This is a genomic window from Pseudoxanthomonas sangjuensis (assembly GCF_010211755.1).
Taxonomy (GTDB): domain Bacteria; phylum Pseudomonadota; class Gammaproteobacteria; order Xanthomonadales; family Xanthomonadaceae; genus Pseudoxanthomonas_A; species Pseudoxanthomonas_A sangjuensis.
On record NZ_PDWR01000003.1, the window covers coordinates 153,873 to 169,717 of the forward strand.

Genomic DNA, 15,845 nt, shown 5'->3' on the forward strand with positions numbered 1-15,845 from the left:
CTGCGCGCCATGGACAGCCTTCCCGCCCGTGTCGAACGCGTGGCCCTGCGCGCACCGGAGCGCACGGCCATCGTCGACGGCGAGCGCCGCATCGGCTACGGCGCGTTCTGGCGCCAGGCGCACCGCTTCGCCGCGCACCTGCGCGCGGACGGTCTGCAGGCGGGCGATCGCGTCGCCATCGTCATGCCCAATCGCATCGAGGCCGCGGTCGCCTGCTACGGCGCCTGGCTGGCCGGCGGGGTGGCGGTACCGCTGAACGCGCAGGCTCGGCAGCGCGACTTCCTGCCGTGGCTGCGCCATTGCGGCGCGCGCCATGTGGTTTACGAACGAGGCAACCGCGACGTCGCCGAGGCCATCGCGCAACTGCAGCCGATGCCGTCTTCGACGGCCGCCGAGGATGCGCAACCGCTGCTGCCCGACGACGGCGGCGAATCCGGCCACGTCGCCCACGCGGCCGCGCCGGGCAACCTCGCGCTGATCCTGTACACCTCGGGCACCACCGGCGACCCCAAGGGCGTGATGCTGACCCACGCCAACCTGCTGGCCAACGCGGAATCGATCGTCGCCTATCTGGGATTGACCGAAGACGACCGCGCGCTCAGCGTGCTGCCGTTCTATTACGCCTACGGCGCCTCGGTGCTGAACACCCACCTGATCGTCGGCGGCTGCGTCGTGCTCGGCCCCAGCCTGATGTTCCCGCAGCTGGTGCTGGACGCGATCGAGCGCGAACGGGCGACCGGTTTCCCGGGCGTGCCGTCGACGTTCACCCTGCTGCTGGAAGCGTTGGCGCAGGGGAAGCACGCCCTGACTTCGTTGCGTTACCTCACGCAGGCCGGCGGCGCGATGTCCCCCGCGCTGACCCGCCGCCTGCGTGAGGCCTTGCCCGCGCCGCGGCTGTTCGTGATGTACGGGCAGACCGAGGCGACCTCGCGGATCAGCTGGCTGCCGCCGGAGCGGCTGGAGGAAAAGCTGGGCTCGGCCGGCATCCCGATCGATGGCGTGCAATGGAAGATCGTCCGCGAGGACGGCAGCGACGCCGCCGCCGGCGAAAGCGGCGAAGTCTGCGTGCGCGGCGCCAACGTGATGCCGGGCTACTGGAACAATCCTGCGGCGACCGCGGCGGCGCTGCGCGACGGCTGGCTGCACACCGGCGACATCGGCCACCTCGACGCCGACGGCTACCTGTTCCTGCAGGGCCGGCGCAGCGACATGATCAAGACCGGCGCGCACCGCGTACACCCGGCCGACGTCGAGGAAGTGATCGCCGAGCTGCCCGACGTGCGCGAAGTCGCGGTGGTCGGCGTCGACGACGAAGTGATGGGCCAGGTGATCAAGGCCTTCGTCGTCGCCGGCGAAACCCTGCCGCCGCGCGCCGCAGACCGGATCAAGGCGCACTGCCGCACGCGCCTGGCCCCGTACAAGATCCCCCGCCACGTCGCCTTCGTCGACGCCCTGCCGCGCACCGCGTCGGGCAAGGTGCGTCGCGTCCAACTGATGGAGCAGACCGCAAACCCATGAGCCGCCTCGACCAGCCCGCCATCCTCGGCCCCAGCGTCCTCGACCTCGACTACGAACAGGAAGCCGACCGCATCGCCGCGCGGCTGCGCGAGATCGTCGCGCGGCAACTGCACCGGCGCGGGCTGGTCGTCGCCATCTCCGGCGGCATCGACAGCTCGACCAGCATCGCCCTGGCGGTGCGCGCGCTGGGCCCGGACCGCGTGTTCGCGCTGATCTTGCCCGAGCGCGACTCCTCCGACGACAGCGCGGCGCGCGCGAACATCCTCGCCAGTCATCTGGGCGTGCGCACCGAGACCGTCGACATCGCCCCGGCGCTGGAAGCGATCGGCTGCTACCGCGCGCGCGACGCGGCGGTACGCAACACGGTGCCGGAATACGGCGACGGCTGGAAGTTCAAGATCGTCATCGACGGCGGCACCGAAGGCCGCATCAACCGCTTCCGGCTGGTCGCCGAAACGCCGGCGGGCGAACTCGTCGAACGCGACCTGGCGCTGGCCGACTACCTGGCCATCGTCGCCGCGACCAACTTCAAGCAGCGCATCCGCAAGACCCTGGAATACTTCCACGCCGACCGCCTGAACTACGCGGTGGTCGGCACGCCGAACCGGCTGGAATACGACCAGGGCTTCTTCGTCAAGAACGGCGACGGCTCGGCCGACGTCAAGCCGATCGCCCACCTGTACAAGTCGCAGGTGTACGCGATGGCCCGCCACCTCGGCCTGCCCGAGCGCGTCTGCGCCGCGGTCCCGACCACCGACACCTACAGCCTCAGCCAGGGCCAGGACGAGTTCTACTTCGCCCTGCCCTACCAGCAGATGGACCTGGCGCTGTGGGCGCTGAACCACGACCGCCCCGCGAGCGAACTGGCCGCCGCACTCGGCATTTCCGAAGCGCAGGCCGAAGCGGTCTACGAGGACATTCGCAACAAGCGCCGCACCACCCGCTACCTGCACATGCCGCCGGTGCTGGCCGGCGACGTGCCGGAGCTGGATTGACCGATGGGCCAGGCGTCGCCGCCGCCGCAGTACGTCGTCCGCACCGGCGACCCGTTGCACGACCGCGACACCGTGCTGTCGGTATGGTGGGGAAACCTGGGCCGCGAGGACCGCATTGCGGCGAAGTACGACTGGTTCTACCTGTCCGGCCCGAACGGGCCGCCGCTGCTGCAACTGCTGCTCGAGGCCGCCAGCGGCGACTTCGTCGGCACCGCCTGTGCGGGCCGGCGGCGCATGCGCTTCCGCGGCCAGGACCTGCACGCCGGCGTGCTGGTCGATCTGGCGGTGTTGCCCGCGCATCGCTCGCTGGGCCCGGCGCTGATGCTGCAACAGGGCCTGATCGACGCGGGCAGGCAGCAACTGGACCTGCTGTACGGCTTCCCGAACCCGAAGGCCGCCGCGGTGTTCAAGCGGATCGGCTACAGCCAGCTGACCGAAATGGTCCGCTACGCGCGCGTGCTGCGCTACGGGCACTACCTGCGTGCGCGACTGCCCGCATGGCTGGCGGTACCGGCCGGCTGGGTGCTGGATGCGGCCGTCGCCGTGCGCGACGGCTGGCAGCGCTTCCACGGCCCGCGCCTGCGCCACGAATGGCGGCCGCGCGCGGATGCGCAGATGGACGCGCTGTGGAACGCCTCGCCGCAAGGCGACGGCGTGCTGTCGGTGCGCGACAGCCTGCAGGCGAAGTGGCGCTTCGACGAATCGCCGCTGGCGACCACGCGCTATCTCTGGCTGGTCCCGAAGGGCGGCGGCGAGGCGCAGGCCTGGTTCGCCGTGCAGGCCAGGGACAGCGCGCTGCACGTCCTCGACTTCTGGTCGGACAACGGCGTGCACGGCATGTCGCGGCACCACGTGCTGGCCTTGCTGGCCGCCGCGCGCGCCTGCGGCTACGCCTCGGTGTCGGTGGAGATCGCCGGTACCGAAGCGCAGTTGCAAGGCTGGAAGGAATGCGGCTTCAGCGCACGCGGCCGGCGGCCGGTGTTCGTGCGCTGGAACCGGACGATGGCGACCGAGCCGGAGTGGTTCCTCACGTCGGCCGACGAGGACGAGTAGGAGCGGCTCGACAGGATCGAGCGGAGGGGAGCGAGAAGCGAGGGGATCCCAGGCGGCGGCTGTTGCTCGCTCCTCACTCCTCTCCGTTCATTCCCCAATTGCGGGAAAGGCATCGCGGCTTGAACAGACATTCGCCTGTTAAAAACCGCCGCTCCTACGCCAGCCGTTGCGCCGGCTTGCGGAACAGGTAAAGCGCCAGCCAGTCGGGACGGAAACGGCCGCGCGCATCGACCACCGCATCGGTTTCGAAACCCGTGCGCCCGAGCAGCCAGCCGACCTTCGGCCGCACCGGATTCAGCACCGGCACGCTGGTGAATACCAGTTCGTAGCCCGACTCGCGCGCGCGCTGCGCGATCGCGTCGGCGAACGAACCGTGCGGGAACGACATCGACTCCGCGTCCGGCCCGCCCCGGCCCAGGCATTCCGCCAGCGCGGCGCGCGCGCCGGACAGCTCCGCATCGAGGTCGACCGCCTGCTTCATCGGCGTATGCGTCTTGCCGTGCAGGCCCAGGGCGACGCCGCCGGCCTGCAACCGCTGCAGTTCCCCGACGTCCACCATGTGCCGCAATCCGTCGTCGAGCGCGGCCATCAGCGGCGCCAGCACCGCGTTCCTGCGCTCCGCGGGCAGCGCCTCGAGCCGGGCGATGGCCTCGCGCAGTTCGCCGATCGATTCGCCGGCGGGATGCCATTCCGTCCCGGGCAGCGCCCGCATCGCCTGCGCCAGTTCGGCCACCTTCAGCGCGCCGCGGCGCCAGGCCGCGATCAGGCGTTCCTGGAAGAACGGCTGGCGGGTCCCTATCGCGTCCGCGACCACGAACAGCAGCGCCGGCAGGCCCGCTTTCCGCAACTCGGGCAGCGCGTAATCGGCGTTGTCCGCCCAGCCGTCGTCGAAGGTGATCAGCAGCGGCCGCGGCGGCAGCGGCGCGCCGTCGCGCCGCGAGGCCAGCACCTGCGCCAGCGACACCACGCTGTAATGCTTCTTGAAGAACGCCAGCGACTCGGCCAGCCAGCGCGTCGACAAGGTGTAGTCCGGATCGCAGCTGCGCCAGCGCGGATCGTCCGGACTCAGGGTACGATGGAACATCACCACGGTCAGCCGGTCCGCATTGCGCAGGCGGTGGTACAGGCCGAGCAGGCCGCTGGCGTACAACAGTTTCTTGGAGAGATCCTTCAGCATGTCGTCCGTCGAGGTTTCAGCGATCATCCCCACCTACAACCGGCGGGACCTGGTGGTGCGCGCGATCGACACCGCGCTGGCGCAGACCCGCCGCATCGACGAGATCGTCGTGGTCGACGACGGCTCCAGCGACGGCACCGGCGACGCGCTGCGCGCACGCTATGGAGAACGCATCCGCTACGCGTGGCAGGCCAATGCCGGCGTCTCCGCCGCGCGCAACCACGGCATGCGCATCGCCCGCGGCCGCTATTTCGCCCTGCTCGACAGCGACGACGAATGGCTGCCGGAAAAGACCGAACGCCAGCTCGCGCTGCTGGAAGCGCGCCCCGACCTCGGCATGGTCCTGTGCGACGTGCAGCGCGTCGACGCTTCCGGCGCGCCGATCGACGTGTTGCGCCGCCGCGACACGATCCACGAGGACGGCCCCGCGCTGCGCTGGGTGATCCACAACCCGGCGCTGGCCCCGGCCTCGGCGATCCTGCGCCGCGAGGTGTTCGACGACATCGGCGGCTTCGACGAAAGCCTGCGCACCGCCGAGGACATCGATTTCCACCTGCGCGTGGCGCGGCGCTGGCCGATCGGCGTGGTCGAGGCGCCGCTGGTCCGCGCGATGCGCGGCCACGACGGACTTTCCGCCGAATCCAGCACCTACGACGACTACGTGCGCGTGGTCGAACGCGCGATCGGCGACGCGCGCGGACTGGTCGACGACGGCGAACTGGATCGCGCGCTGGCTTCGACCTACGCGCGCAACGCCCGCGGCATGCTGATCCGCGGACGCTGGTCCGACGCGCTGCACCTGGCCGGGCGCGCGTGGCGGCTGGCGCCCGATACCGGCGCGCGCCGCGAAGTGCTGCAACTGGCGCCGTTCGCCGCCCGCCGCATGCTGCGGCAGCTGCTGCCGCGCTAGGCCCCGCGCCGCCCCGGCCACCGCCTTCAGCGCGCGCCGCGCCCGAACATCACGACCTCGACCGTCTGCAGCAGGATCATCAGGTCGAAGACCAGGCCGTGGTTCTTCACGTAGAACAGGTCGAACTTCAGCTTCTCCTCGGCGTCGCGCACCGAGGCGCCGTACGGATAGCGCAGTTGCGCCCAGCCGGTCAGGCCCGGCTTCATGCTGTGGCGCACGCCGTAGTAGCGGATCTCGCCGCAGAGCATGTCGACGAACTGCGGGCGCTCGGGGCGCGGCCCGACGAAACTCATGTCGCCGCTCAGCACCGCGAACAGTTGCGGCAGTTCGTCCAGACGCGTCTTGCGGATGAACTTGCCGACGCGGGTGCTGCGGTCGTCGTCCCTGCTGGCCCAGACCGCCACCCCGTCCTTCTCCGCGTCGATGCGCATGCTGCGGAACTTGGTCAGGGTGAAGTGGCGGCCATGTTCGCCGACCCGCACCTGCCGGTACAGCACCGGCCCGCCCGATTCCAGCCACACCGCCAGCGCCACCAGCAGCATCAGCGGCCAGGTCGCCAGCAACAGCGTGCCGGCCGCGACCAGGTCGAAGAACCGCTTGCTGAGGCGGCGCGGCGTCGAATAGTCGAAGCCGCCCGAGAACACCAGCCACGACGGATCGACCACGTTGAGCTGGATCATCCCGGCTTCGCGCTCGAAGAAGCTCGACAGGTCGACCACCGAAACGCCGTGCTGCACGCATTGCAGCATGTCCTCCATCGGCAGGCCGCCGCGGCGCTCGTCAGGCGCGATCACCAGTTCGTCGATCTGCAGGCGCTCGACCAGTTCGGCCAGGCCGGCCTCGCCGGGCCGCACCAGCAGGTCCTCGCGCACCAGCTGCGGCTGCCCCGGCACCGGGACGAAGCCGACCAGGACGAAGGTACGCCGGTCGCTTTCGCGCCGCAGCCGCGAATTGATCAGGTCGGCGTTCTTGCCCGCGCCGACGATCAGCACGCGCTGTTTCAGGGTTTCCGACTGGAACACCCGCACCCACAGCACGCGCACCAGCACCACGCCGACCAGGCCGGCGGCCAGCGACATGGCCAGCACGCCGCGGCCGATGTAGGCGGGCGGGAACAGGTAGTAGAGGACGGTCAGGGCGATGCCGCCGAAAGCGAACGACAGGGCCATCCGCAGCAGGAAGTCCAGGCGGCTGTGGCGCATGTGCACCTGGTACAGGCCGAAGGCCGCCATCGCACCGGTGATGAACAGCGCCACCAGCGCGGCGCGGACCGGCGCCTGTTGGGCGAACAGCACGTGGTACTCGGGATCGCCACGGAAGCGGATCCACGCGGCCGCCAGCACCGCGGCGACCAGCACCGCGGTTTCGAGTATCCACAGCATGCGCGCCGCGTTGCTCTTGCGGCTGGCGCGACTGGACTTCATGGCCGCCTCCCCGCCACGCGGCAACCCTGCGTACGACGATGCGCCATGCACGACGCCCGACCCTGTCCGGGCGCGTTCAACGAATGTTCCATACTGCCCCTGCCCCCTGTCCGGGCCTTCGCCCACCCTGCGCCCCCTCGGCGCGCCATTCATCCCGTTTCTGCGGATACCGGTCGTTCCCGCGGTATCACTTCCACCAACGCGAAGGCAGGAGGCGACCGGACAGGTATCGGACGAACGGTCGGGGGCGGCTTCCCGGCGCGTCCGGGCATGCGGATCAGGGTTTGACGACCCCGCGGCGGAAACGCTTGAACGGGCCGGCACGGAAATACCGCGCCAGGACCGCCGGGTCGCTGGCGGCAACCGGCAGCATGCGCGGATTGGCGGCCCGGGGCGCCGGTGCGGATATCGCGGCATCGGCATCGCCGGCGGCGGCCGGAGCCGCACGCGGACCCACGACCTGCTGCGATGCCGGCGTGGCCGAGGAAGAAGGGGCCTTGCCGGGAATCTTCGGCTGCGCGCCATCGGCCCGGATCGGCTGCGCCACCTCGTCTATGTCGAGCCGCTCCAGGGCGCCGATGCCGATCCTGCCGTGCAGCACCAGCCGCGGATGCGCGTCGCCGATGGCCAGCTTCGTCGCCAGCGGCGGATCGTAGGCGGGCAGCGGTTGCGGCGACGGGAACGGGAACGCCGCGGGCGTCGCCGGATTGTTGTTGCCCGCGGCCAGCAGCGGGCTGCCCTGGCGCGGCCGCAGCCTGCGCTGCGCCACGTCGGCGAACTGCGGGTCGCTGCCGCGCAGCGTGCCGGTCCATTCCGCCGGCACCAGCGTCGCGCTGGTCTGTACCCAGTTGTTGCTGCCGGCCACCTTGCGCCCGTCGGACCAGGGTTCGCGGCTCTGCGGCTCGCAGGCGTCGGGCTGCCCCACCTCGCTGGCCGGGTTCTCGCGGACGATCGCCGGCGCGCTGCCGGCCGCGGTCTGGTAGACCACGTTGTTGTGCATTTCCAGCGAACCCGCGCCCAGTTGCACCATCACCGCATTGGCGGCGCCGGAGCGGGCGAAGACCACGGTGTTGTTGACCAGCCGCACCCGCCCCTGGCTGCGCCCGTCCAGGTCGCCGCCAATGCGTATCGCGTTCTGCCAGCTGTTGGTGTGCACCAGCACGTTGCCGACCACGTCGGCGTCCTCGCGGCGCAGGTTGGTCGTCCAGCCCGCCTTCTGCGTGTCGCAATCGGGGCCGATCAGCTCCATCTCGCCGTAGACCGAGTTCTCGATCCAGTTGTAGTAGATCTCGCTGCGCTGGTGCCGCGTGCGCACCAGCACGCCGCCGTTGCCGTCGTGGATGTAGTTGTAGCGCATGCGGAACACGGTATCGGGGAAGGTCACCTCGTCCGATTGCATGTAGATGCTGTGCCGCGTGGTGCCGGCGCCGGCGCGGGCGATCTCGCTGTATTCCAGCGTGAAAGAACCCGAATTCTGGTCGGCGCCGAGGATGCCGTGCGAGGGGCAGTCGTGCACGTACGCGTCGCGCACGGTGACGTTGTGCGCTTCGCTGAAGATGCAGGTGCTGGAGCCGCCGGTGACCTCGAAACCCTCGAACACGACATTGTTCGACTGCTCGAACTTGATCGTGTGGGTGCCCCCCGACAGGCGCGGCCGGGTCGCGCCGGCCACGCGGCGCCAGCGGATGGTCACCGGGTTGGACGGGCTACCGCCATCGTCGTCGCCGACCACGATGTTACCGTTGTAAGTCGCGTTGCCGTCCACCTCGACGATGTCGCCGGGGGCGAGGTCGACGCTGTTGAACAGGGTGGACAACTGGGTGTACTGGCGCCCCGAGGGGCCGACCGTATAGGTCGCGGCGGTTGCCTGCAGCGGCAGCATCGCCAGCAGCCCCAGCCCGAGCATGGTTTTGGACGGACGCATCAGAGAAGGAACCCCCAGTGTTCTGCCGCCATTCCCCTGTGAGGGGAATTTTCGCAACCGCAGCGTGAAATCCCCGCTAAGGTTGGCACGGGGATCCGCCCCGGATGGCGCCGGAATCCTTAGGGTTTGAATATTTGCCGCGATCGCCGCGGTTTCGGCAGCCGGGCGGCAGGCTGCGCGGCGATGCGGAGTCTTCGGCCCATTCCCGACGCAAGCGGCGACGCGAGGCGACCGCCGCAACGACCCGGGGCCCATGCGGCATGGAAGCCGACCAAAAGAAAAGCCGGCAAGTTTCCTTGCCGGCTTTCCGTCGTGGATGGCGCGCCCGGAGAGATTCGAACTCCCGACCGCCTGGTTCGTAGCCAGGTACTCTATCCAGCTGAGCTACGGGCGCGTGAAAGAAGCGGAATTTTGCCTGAGGACCCGATCTTCCGTCAATCGTCCCAAGTAATTCCGACACTGGCGGAGTGAGAGGGATTCGAACCCTCGATAGAGCTTTTGACCCTATACTCCCTTAGCAGGGGAGCCCCTTCGGCCTCTCGGGCATCACTCCGGGCGTGTCGGCCGCGGTTGCGCCGCGACACAAGCGACTAGGATACCGGATGGGCCGTACCCGCGGCAATCCGCGCATTGGATCGCACGGTGCGGAAGGATTCGAATTGGTACCGGGCCGGCTCAGTCGGAAGCGCTGGCTTCCGTGGCGGGCTGGGCGGCGTGGTTGTCCTCGCCGCGCTGGATGCGCTGGTAGATTTCCTCGCGATGCACCGCGACGTCCTTCGGCGCGGTGATGCCGATGCGCACCTGGTTGCCCTTGACGCCGAGAACGGTGACCGTGACCGAATCTCCGATCATCAGGGTTTCACCGACGCGGCGGGTCAGAATCAACATGGTCGTTCTCCTTGATCCGGCAGGGTAATGCCGGGGGGCGCCCCGATCGGCAACTCGGTTGCCCGGGACGCTTCCAGATTTCGTACATAAACGTGAAGCATGGTAGCGGGGGTATGGAGCCCCCGCAAGCACGGGGGTCACGGCCTATTCCCCCCTGTTGGAGCACGCCGCAGCCCCGGATGGATTCAGTGCAGGCGCTCGGAAACCCAGCCCTGGACACCCTTCAGCGCAGTCGCAAGGGCGGGCCCGTCCTCGCCACCACCCTGGGCGAGGTCCGGGCGGCCGCCGCCCTTGCCCCCGATCTGACCGGCGATGTGCGACAGCAGTTCCCCGGCCTTGACCTTGCCCGTTGCGGTCCCGTTCACGCCCGCGACCAGCGCCGCCTTGCCGTCGCTGGCGCCGGCCAGCACGATCACCGCATCGCCCAACTGCTGCTTCAGGCGATCCACCGCCTCGCGCAGCGCCTTGGCGTCGAAGCCTTCCAGCCGCGCCGCGAGCACGCGCACGCCGCCGACATCGACCGCGGAACCGGCCAGGTCGGCGGTGGCGCCCGAGGCGACCTTGGCCCTCAGGGATTCCAGTTCGCGCTCCAGCTTCTTCTGGTTTTCGGTGACCTGGCGGATCTTGTCGACCACGTCGTTGGCATTGCCGCCCAACAGCGCGGCCGCCTGGCGCAGGCGGCTTTCCTCGCCGGCGACGTGGTCCAGCGCCCCCTGCCCGGTCACCGCCTCGACCCTTCGCACGCCGGCGGACACGCCGCCCTCGCTGACGATCTTGAACAGCCCGATGTCGCCGGTGCGGCCGACGTGGGTGCCGCCGCACAGTTCGGTCGACGTCGGGCCGAAACGCAACACGCGCACGCGCTCGCCGTACTTCTCGCCGAACAGCGCCATCGCGCCGAAGTCCAGCGCTTCCTGCATGCCCATGTGCCGCACCTCGCCCTCATGGTTGGCGCGGACCTCGGCGTTGACGCGGCGCTCGACCTCGGCGATTTCGGCCGCGGTCATCGGCTGGAAGTGCGAGAAGTCGAAACGCAGGCGGTCGGGCGCGACCAGCGAGCCCTTCTGTTGCACGTGCGTGCCGAGCACGCCGCGCAGCGCGGCGTGCAGCAGGTGGGTGGCCGAATGGTTGAGCACGATGCGCGCGCGGCGCTCCGCATCGACCGAAGCGACGACGTGGTCGCCGAGCTTCATGCCGCCCTTCGCGACCCTGCCGACGTGGCCGAAGAACTGGCCGGCGAATTTCTGCGTGTCGGTCACGTCGAATTCGACGCCCTTCTCCGCGAGCACGCCGGTGTCGCCGACCTGGCCGCCGGATTCGGCGTAGAACGGGGTCTTGTCGAGGATCACCACCGCTTCGTCGCCCGCGGAAACGGAATCGACCGGGCGGCCGTCCTTCAGCAGCGCGACGACCTGCAGGCCGCCGGCGTCGAGGTGTTCGTAACCGAGGAATCCGGTCGGCGCGAGCTGCGCGACCAGTTCCGCCGGCAAACCGGTGTTCGACGCGAACTTGCCGGCGGCGCGCGCGGTTTCGCGCTGCTGCTCCATCGCGTCCTGGAAGCCGGAAACGTCGACCACCAGGCCGCGCTCGCGCGCGATGTCCTCGGTCAGGTCGAGCGGGAAACCGTAGGTGTCGTAGAGGCGGAACGCGTCGTAGCCCGGGATGATGCGGTCGGCCCTGGCGGCGACCTCGTCGAAGATCTTCATGCCGGAATCGAGCGTCTCGGCGAAACGTTCCTCCTCGGCCTTCAGCGCGCGCTCGACCGTGGCCTGCGCCGCCGGCAGTTCCGGGTAGGCCTCGCCCATCAATTCGACCAGCGTGGGCACCAGCTTGTGGAAGAACGGTTCGCGCGTGCCGAGCATCCAGCCATGGCGCAGCGCGCGGCGGATGATCCGGCGCAGCACGTAGCCGCGGCCCTCGTTCGACGGCAGCACCCCGTCGACGATCAGGAACGAGCAGGCGCGGATGTGGTCGGCGATCACGCGCAGCGACTTGTTCTCCAGATCGGTGGTGCCGGTCAGCTCCGCCGCCTTCTTGATCAGCGTCTGGAACAGGTCGATCTCGTAGTTGCTGTGCACGTGCTGCAGCACCGCGACCAGGCGCTCCAGGCCCATGCCGGTGTCGACGCACGGGGCGGGCAGCGGCACCAGCGTGCCGTCGGGCTGGCGGTCGAACTGCATGAAGACGTTGTTCCAGATCTCGATGAAGCGGTCGCCGTCCTCGTCGGGCGAGCCCGGCGGGCCGCCCGGGATTTCCGGACCGTGGTCGTAGAAGATCTCGGTGCACGGCCCGCACGGGCCGGTGTCGGCCATCTGCCAGAAGTTGTCCGAGGCATACGGCGCGCCCTTGTTGTCGCCGATGCGGATGATGCGCTCCGGCGGCAGGCCGACCATCTTGTTCCACAGCTCGTACGACTCGTCGTCGGTCTGGTAGACGGTGACCAGGAGGCGTTCGGCCGGCAGCTTCCACACCTGGGTCAGCAGCTCCCACGACCAGGCGATGGCCTCCTTCTTGAAGTAATCGCCGAACGACCAGTTGCCGAGCATCTCGAAGAAGGTGTGGTGGCGCGCGGTGTAGCCGACCGAGTCGAGGTCGTTGTGCTTGCCGCCGGCGCGCAGGCAGCGCTGCACGTCGGCCGCGCGCACGTAGCTGCGCTTCTCGGCGCCGAGGAACACGTCCTTGAACTGGACCATGCCCGAGTTGGTGAACAGCAGGGTCGGATCGTTGCCCGGCACCAGCGGCGCCGACGGCACGATGGTATGGCCCTTCGAGGCGAAGAAATCGAGGAAGTCCCTGCGGACCCGGGCGGTGGTGAATTCTGGCGTCTTGTCGCTGGTCATCTGGCTGGCGAGGTCTGGCGGGCAAGGGGGCATTGCCGATACCGTCCAGATGCGGACGAAGCAGCGGGCCGTCAACCCGGAAAAGGCCGTCAAGATTACCAAACCGGGCGGTCCCGCGGGCCCGGGATGCCCGCTTCCGCGGCCGACCGCGAAGGCGGCCCTATTCCGCGTCCCCGCGCAATGCCGCGCGGATGCTGTCGCCATCGAAGCCCCGCCGGACCAGGAGGTCGCCGGCCTTGCGCCGTTGCGCCGCATCCCGTGGCCCGGCTGCGCCGAAACGGCGGCGGACCAGGTTGCGGGCGATCACGAGCCAGTCGCCATCGAAGGCGTCCATCGCAGCGGCGATGGTTTCCCGGTCCAGGCCGTGCATGGCCAGTTCGGCACGGATATGCGCGGGGCCGTAACCATTGGCGGCACGGCTGCGGACCAGGAACTCGGCGAAACGCGCGTCGTCCTGCCAGCCTTCGCTGCTCATCCGTTCGACCGCGGCCGCGGCTTCGGCGGCATCGACGCCACGCGCGGTCAGTTTGCGGGTCAGCTCCTTGCGCGAATGCTCGCGGCGCACCAGCAGGCCGAGCGCGCGCTGCGCCGGCGTCGGCTCGGGGCGGCGCTTGCGTTGCCGGCTGGTCGCGGCGGTCTCGCCCTCGCCGGGAAGGCGGCCGAATTCGTCGCTGCCATTCATTTCCGTGTCGGCTTCCCGGCGGGCCCGGCGGTTGCCTTGCCGGCGACCTTGCCCGGCGGCTTGGTCGACCCGGCGGACTTCTTCGCCGGCCTGGGCTTCGGCGCCGGCAATGCGTCGGCGGTGGCCTGCAGTATCCGCTGCAGCAGTTCCGTGTCGTCGAGGAATTCGTCCAGTACGTAATAGTCCTTCGCCTCGGGATACGGCTTGCCCAGCGCGACCGTCGGCAACAGCGCGCGCCCGGCTGCGGTCGGTTTCAGCAGCAGGCTGTTGTCGCAGGCGAAAGCGACGACCTTGCCATCCAGGTACAGCCCGTACTCGCCGAACATGCGCTTGTACGCCAGCCGCGACCCGAAGCCGGTCTGTTCGTGCACGTATTCGATGTAGTCGCTGTCGGTGGCCATGGTCGCTCTCCTTATCGGTTCCCCGGTCCGCGCCCTGGCTCCACGGCGGCGGCGGCCCGCACCTCCGCCTGCCTGCGCTTCGGCAGGCCGGCCAGCGCCTTGTCGTACGACCAGCCAATCAGCTCCTTCAGGTAATCGGCCGGGACCGTGCGCACGTCGACGATGGTGACCCAATGGAAACGACCCATGTAACGCGCCGGCTTGATTCCGGGCACCCCGGTCAGCTCGAGGAAGCGCTCCGGCGTCACCCGGATGCTGAAGCGCCATTTCTCCGGCTCGCTGGTCTTGAAGTAGGCGAAGTACTTGTTGCCCACCGAATACAGCAGCACGTTGCTCGGCGGGCCGGCCAGCTTCGACGCGACGGCCGGGAAACGGCTGCAGAACGCCTTGACCGCGGCGACATCCACGCTACACCCCGGCGACAGCCCGTGCCAACCGTCCGCGGCTGCCCGAGGGCACGGCCCCGAAGCCGAGACAACCGGGCATGGCAACGGCGCCTTCCGGCAGGATCGTGAACGATGCGTCGCGCACTCCCGGCGCGGACTTGAACCGGTCAGTCAGGCCGCACATTGCGATCTCTCCCTTCCGGAGCAGAGACACGGCAAACGATAACGCTGCGGCGCCCGCGATGGCGAGGAACGGCATCTCCCGCCATGCGATCGACGAGCATCGACCTCCCGGTGCAAAAGGCTGGCGCATCCGGCAAGCAAAAAGGCCCCGCTTGCGCGGGGCATGACGAGAAAAGGAGCGGATGGCGACATGTCCGGCATTCTCGCCCGCGCGGGCGGGAATGCCATGAAGATTTCCGTCCCTGGAGACAGGCATCCTTATTCGTCGTCGCTGTCCGCATCGTCGCGCGATGCCTCGGCCGGCTGAAACTTCTCGCGCAGCTCGGCTTCCAGCTTCGCCGCGACCTGCGGGTTCTCGCGCAGGTAGTTGCGGGCGTTGTCCTTGCCCTGGCCGATGCGCTCGCCGGCGTAGCCGTACCAGGCGCCCGACTTCTCGACCAGCTTGGCATCCACGCCCATGTCGATCAGTTCGCCTTCGCGGCTGATGCCTTCGCCGTAGAGGATTTCAGTGACCACCTGCTTGAACGGCGGCGCCAGCTTGTTCTTGACCACCTTGATCTTGGTCTGGTTGCCGATGATCTCGTCGCCCTTCTTGATCGCGCCGATGCGGCGGATGTCCAGGCGCACCGAAGCGTAGAACTTCAGCGCGTTGCCACCGGTGGTGGTTTCCGGGCTCTGGCCGGGCATCATCACGCCGATCTTCATGCGCAGCTGGTTGATGAAGATCACCAGGGTGTTGGAGCGCTTGATGTTGCCGGTCAGCTTGCGCAGCGCCTGGCTCATCAGCCGCGCCTGCAGGCCCGGCAGCTGGTCGCCCATCTCGCCCTCGATTTCGGCCTTCGGCGTCAGCGCCGCGACCGAGTCGATGACGACGATGTCGATGGAGCCGGAACGCACCAGCATGTCGGCGATCTCCAGCGCCTGCTCGCCGGTATCGGGCTGCGACAGCAGCAGGTCGTCGACCTGCACGCCCAGCTTGGCGGCGTAGACCGGGTCCAGCGCGTGCTCGGCATCGATGAAGGCCGCGGTGCCGCCCATCTTCTGGCACTGCGCGATCGCCTGCAGGGTCAGCGTGGTCTTGCCCGAGGACTCCGGGCCGTAGATCTCGACGACGCGGCCCTTCGGCAGGCCGCCGATGCCCAGCGCCAGGTCCAGCATCAGCGAGCCGGTGGGGATGGCTTCGACCGGCTCGATCACGCGATCGCCCATGCGCATCACCGAACCCTTGCCGAACTGGCGTTCGATCTGGGTCAGGGCCGCGGCCAGCGCGCGCTTCTTGTTCTCGTCCATCGTGGTGTCCTCAGGTCTTGGAAATCGGGAATGGGGTCAGGCTAACGGCGGTGCATCGCATGGACTGAGACGCGCCGGCCTTGTCGAAGAAAATATTCCGCAGGAAAAACAGAAGGCATAGGCCGATGCCCGCGCGCGGTGTCGGAAAAGTCCTCGCCATGGCCTGCCCCGCCC

Annotated in this window: 14 protein-coding genes and 2 tRNA genes; 4 read left to right on the plus strand and 12 right to left on the minus strand. The window is 69.1% G+C overall.

The window, feature by feature from the left end; all coding sequences use genetic code 11:
* Positions 1–9: 9 nt before the first annotated feature.
* Genes CSC71_RS02650 through CSC71_RS02660 form a run of 3 tightly spaced genes read left to right on the plus strand, consistent with a single transcriptional unit; the run spans position 10 to position 3,566 of the window.
* On the plus strand, positions 10–1,518 hold the full coding sequence (locus CSC71_RS02650) for a class I adenylate-forming enzyme family protein (protein WP_162372794.1): 1,509 nt from the start codon (positions 10–12) through the stop codon (positions 1,516–1,518).
* A complete protein-coding gene (gene nadE / locus CSC71_RS02655) occupies positions 1,515–2,513 on the plus strand; it encodes an NAD(+) synthase (protein ID WP_162372795.1) in 999 nt (332 codons plus the stop codon). The genes CSC71_RS02650 and nadE overlap by 4 nt, the downstream gene beginning before the upstream one ends.
* Positions 2,514–2,516: 3 nt before the next feature.
* Positions 2,517–3,566: a GNAT family N-acetyltransferase gene (locus CSC71_RS02660; protein ID WP_162372796.1), complete on the plus strand. Its 1,050-nt coding sequence runs from the start codon at positions 2,517–2,519 to the stop codon at positions 3,564–3,566.
* 154 nt (positions 3,567–3,720) lie between these two features.
* Here CSC71_RS02660 and CSC71_RS02665 read toward each other — a convergent pair whose 3' ends face one another.
* Positions 3,721–4,770, minus strand: coding sequence for a polysaccharide deacetylase family protein (locus CSC71_RS02665; protein ID WP_162372797.1), 1,050 nt, complete (start codon positions 4,768–4,770; stop codon positions 3,721–3,723).
* Here CSC71_RS02665 and CSC71_RS02670 point away from each other — a divergent pair.
* Positions 4,742–5,653 (plus strand): glycosyltransferase family A protein, encoded by a 912-nt coding sequence (locus tag CSC71_RS02670; RefSeq protein WP_162372798.1) that lies wholly within the window; start codon positions 4,742–4,744, stop codon positions 5,651–5,653. The genes CSC71_RS02665 and CSC71_RS02670 overlap by 29 nt on opposite strands.
* Positions 5,654–5,679: 26 nt before the next feature.
* On the opposite strand, the gene CSC71_RS02675 is transcribed toward CSC71_RS02670, so the two are convergent.
* From CSC71_RS02675 to recA, 11 genes are all read right to left on the minus strand, one after another.
* On the minus strand, positions 5,680–7,077 hold the full coding sequence (locus CSC71_RS02675) for a TIGR03013 family XrtA/PEP-CTERM system glycosyltransferase (protein WP_281351921.1): 1,398 nt from the start codon (positions 7,075–7,077) through the stop codon (positions 5,680–5,682).
* Positions 7,078–7,354: 277 nt separating this feature from the next.
* Positions 7,355–9,001, minus strand: coding sequence for a right-handed parallel beta-helix repeat-containing protein (locus tag CSC71_RS02680; protein ID WP_162372799.1), 1,647 nt, complete (start codon positions 8,999–9,001; stop codon positions 7,355–7,357).
* Between the two features lie 317 nt (positions 9,002–9,318).
* Positions 9,319–9,395: transfer RNA gene (locus tag CSC71_RS02685), tRNA-Arg, on the minus strand.
* A gap of 66 nt (positions 9,396–9,461) precedes the next feature.
* Positions 9,462–9,554 (minus strand) — tRNA-Ser (locus CSC71_RS02690).
* A gap of 122 nt (positions 9,555–9,676) precedes the next feature.
* Positions 9,677–9,889, minus strand: a complete 213-nt coding sequence (gene csrA / locus CSC71_RS02695; RefSeq protein WP_162372800.1) for a carbon storage regulator CsrA — start codon at positions 9,887–9,889, stop codon at positions 9,677–9,679.
* Between the two features lie 185 nt (positions 9,890–10,074).
* Positions 10,075–12,729, minus strand: coding sequence for an alanine--tRNA ligase (gene alaS / locus CSC71_RS02700; protein ID WP_162372801.1), 2,655 nt, complete (start codon positions 12,727–12,729; stop codon positions 10,075–10,077).
* 160 nt (positions 12,730–12,889) lie between these two features.
* On the minus strand, positions 12,890–13,411 hold the full coding sequence (recX, locus tag CSC71_RS02705; RefSeq protein WP_162372802.1) for a recombination regulator RecX: 522 nt from the start codon (positions 13,409–13,411) through the stop codon (positions 12,890–12,892).
* The gene (locus CSC71_RS02710) at positions 13,408–13,812 is read right to left on the minus strand and encodes a TfoX/Sxy family protein (protein WP_162372803.1); all 405 of its coding nucleotides are present in this window, start codon (positions 13,810–13,812) and stop codon (positions 13,408–13,410) included. The genes recX and CSC71_RS02710 overlap by 4 nt, the downstream gene beginning before the upstream one ends.
* A gap of 11 nt (positions 13,813–13,823) precedes the next feature.
* Complete coding sequence (locus tag CSC71_RS02715) at positions 13,824–14,219, minus strand: MmcQ/YjbR family DNA-binding protein (protein ID WP_162372804.1); 396 nt, start codon at positions 14,217–14,219, stop codon at positions 13,824–13,826.
* Position 14,220: 1 nt separating this feature from the next.
* Entirely contained in the window at positions 14,221–14,637 is a 417-nt protein-coding gene (locus CSC71_RS02720; RefSeq protein ID WP_162372805.1) for a hypothetical protein, read from the minus strand.
* A 2-nt stretch (positions 14,638–14,639) separates the two neighbouring features.
* Positions 14,640–15,671, minus strand: coding sequence for a recombinase RecA (gene recA / locus CSC71_RS02725; RefSeq protein ID WP_162372806.1), 1,032 nt, complete (start codon positions 15,669–15,671; stop codon positions 14,640–14,642).
* Positions 15,672–15,845 lie beyond the last annotated feature (174 nt).